Origin of the sequence: Mesorhizobium sp. M2A.F.Ca.ET.039.01.1.1 (assembly GCF_003998035.1) — a bacterium.
In the GTDB taxonomy this organism is placed as follows: Bacteria; Pseudomonadota; Alphaproteobacteria; order Rhizobiales; family Rhizobiaceae; genus Mesorhizobium.
The window spans coordinates 1-2,193 of record NZ_RZRY01000888.1 but is presented as its reverse complement, the minus strand read 5'-3'; the positions used below and the strand labels follow the sequence as shown (position 1 = coordinate 2,193).

Below are 2,193 nucleotides of genomic sequence, written 5' to 3'. Positions count from 1 at the left end.
CCTTGGCGAAGGTAACGGCATGGATTCCAGGGTCTTCGCGACGGAGCTTCGCTCCTGCTCCGCCCTGGAATGACGATCGCAAAGGGCGTTTCGGCCAATCTCCAACGCAATTCCGCCTGCCAACGCCAACAGAGCCGACCGGCCAAATCCCCTACGGCCTGCGACACCGGTCAGGCGCGATCTTGGGATCGCGACCGTTTCCGGTTTGTTCACATTTCGCTGGCATCGCTTGCCGCCGAGGTTAAACTTGGCGCATGGGGGAAGCGATTCGCATCATCGGCATCGATCCGGGCCTGAGGCGCACCGGATGGGGCATCATCGATAGCCTCGGCAATTCGCTGCGCTTCGTCGCGTCCGGCACCGTGCGCTCGGATGACAAGGCGCCGCTCGCGACGCGGCTCTGCCAATTGCATGACGGGCTGGCCGAGGTGCTGCATCAGGCCATGCCGCATGAGGCCGCGGTCGAACAGACCTTCGTCAACAAGGACGCGACGGCGACCCTGAAGCTCGGCCAGGCGCGCGGCATCGCCATGCTGGTGCCGGCGCGCGCCGGGCTGGTCGTCGCCGAATACGCGCCCAATGCGGTCAAGAAGGCGGTGATCGGCGTCGGCCATGGCGAGAAGAAGCAGATCCATATGATGGTCAAGGTGCTGATGCCGAAGGCGGTCTTCGACACGGATGATGCTGCCGACGCCCTGGCCATCGCCATCTGCCATGCGCATCATCGTCCGAGTGTCGCCTATCGGATGGCGGTTTCGGGGTGAGGGGAAAATCATGATCGGCAAGCTGAAAGGCATGCTGGACGAGATCGACGAAGATAGCTGCGTCATCGACGTGCATGGCGTCGGCTATGTCGCCCATTGCTCGGCGCGCACGCTGGCATCACTGCCGTCGCCCGGCGAGGCGGTGGTGCTTTTCATCGAGACCTATGTGCGCGAGGACATGATCCGGCTCTACGGCTTCCAGACGGGGCTGGAGCGCGAGTGGTTCCGGCTTTTGATGAACAATGTGCAGGGCGTCGGCGCCAAGGTGGCGTTGGCGGTGCTGTCGACGCTGGCGCCGGCCGACCTCGCCAACGCCATCGCGCTGCGCGACATCGCCATGGTTTCCCGCGCGCCCGGCGTGGGCAAGAAGGTGGCCGAGCGCATCGTCACCGAATTGCGCACCAAGGCGCCGGCCTATGCTGGCGCGGCGACCGGCACGATCGGCCTCAAGCAGGAACTCGGCGAAGGCGTCGCGGCCGCGCCGATCACGGATGCGGTCTCGGCGCTCGTCAATCTCGGCTATTCGCGCGACATAGCGGCAAACGCGGTCGCGGCGGCGCTGAAGTCGGCCGGCGACGGAGCGGATGCCTCGAAGTTGATCCGTTTCGGGCTCAAGGAACTGGCGCGATGAGGCGACGCTTGTCCCGCCAGCGGTCCTATGCAAGGAAGGCGGCATGAGCCTTTCGCCCCGCCTCATTGCACCCGACAAGCGCGGCGAGGATGCCGAGCAGACGCTGCGGCCGCAGTCGCTCGACGAGTTCGTCGGCCAGGCTGCGGTGCGCGCCAATCTCAAGGTCTTCGTCGATGCTGCCAAGAGCCGCGGCGAGGCGCTCGACCATGTGCTTTTCGTCGGCCCGCCGGGGCTCGGCAAGACGACGCTGGCGCAGATCATGGCGCGCGAGCTCGGCGTCAACTTCCGCTCGACCTCCGGCCCGGTCATCGCCAAGGCCGGCGACCTTGCCGCGCTGCTCACCAATCTGGAGGAGCGCGATGTGCTCTTCATCGACGAGATCCACCGCCTCAACCCGGCGGTCGAGGAGATCCTCTATCCGGCGATGGAGGATTTTCAGCTCGACCTGATCATCGGCGAGGGGCCGGCGGCGCGCTCGGTCAAGATCGACCTTGCCCGTTTCACCTTGGTCGCGGCGACAACCCGGCTCGGGCTCTTGACCAATCCGCTGCGCGACCGGTTCGGCATTCCGGTGCGGCTCAATTTCTACACGGTCGAGGAGCTGGAGCAGATCGTGCGCCGCGGCGCCCGGATCCTCTCGATGCCACTCGGCGACGACGGGGCGGTCGAGATCGCGCGCCGCGCGCGCGGCACGCCGCGCATCGCCGGCCGGCTCTTGCGCCGCGTGCGCGACTTCGCCAGCGTCGCCGGTGCCGCGCATGTCGACCGCAAGATCGCCGACGAGGCGCTGACCAGGCT

General features: G+C 66.6%; 3 protein-coding genes. All 3 read left to right on the top strand.

Annotated elements, in window-relative coordinates; all coding sequences use genetic code 11:
• Positions 1 to 254 precede the first annotated feature (254 nt).
• Entirely contained in the window at positions 255 to 764 is a 510-nt protein-coding gene (gene ruvC, locus EOA24_RS35125; RefSeq protein WP_126080747.1) for a crossover junction endodeoxyribonuclease RuvC, read from the top strand.
• A gap of 10 nt (positions 765 to 774) precedes the next feature.
• Complete coding sequence (gene ruvA, locus EOA24_RS35120; protein WP_126080748.1) at positions 775 to 1,395, top strand: Holliday junction branch migration protein RuvA; 621 nt, start codon at positions 775 to 777, stop codon at positions 1,393 to 1,395.
• A 43-nt stretch (positions 1,396 to 1,438) separates the two neighbouring features.
• Positions 1,439 to 2,193 (top strand): Holliday junction branch migration DNA helicase RuvB (gene ruvB / locus EOA24_RS35115; protein WP_127410658.1); only part of this gene is annotated, 755 nt, incomplete at its 3' end.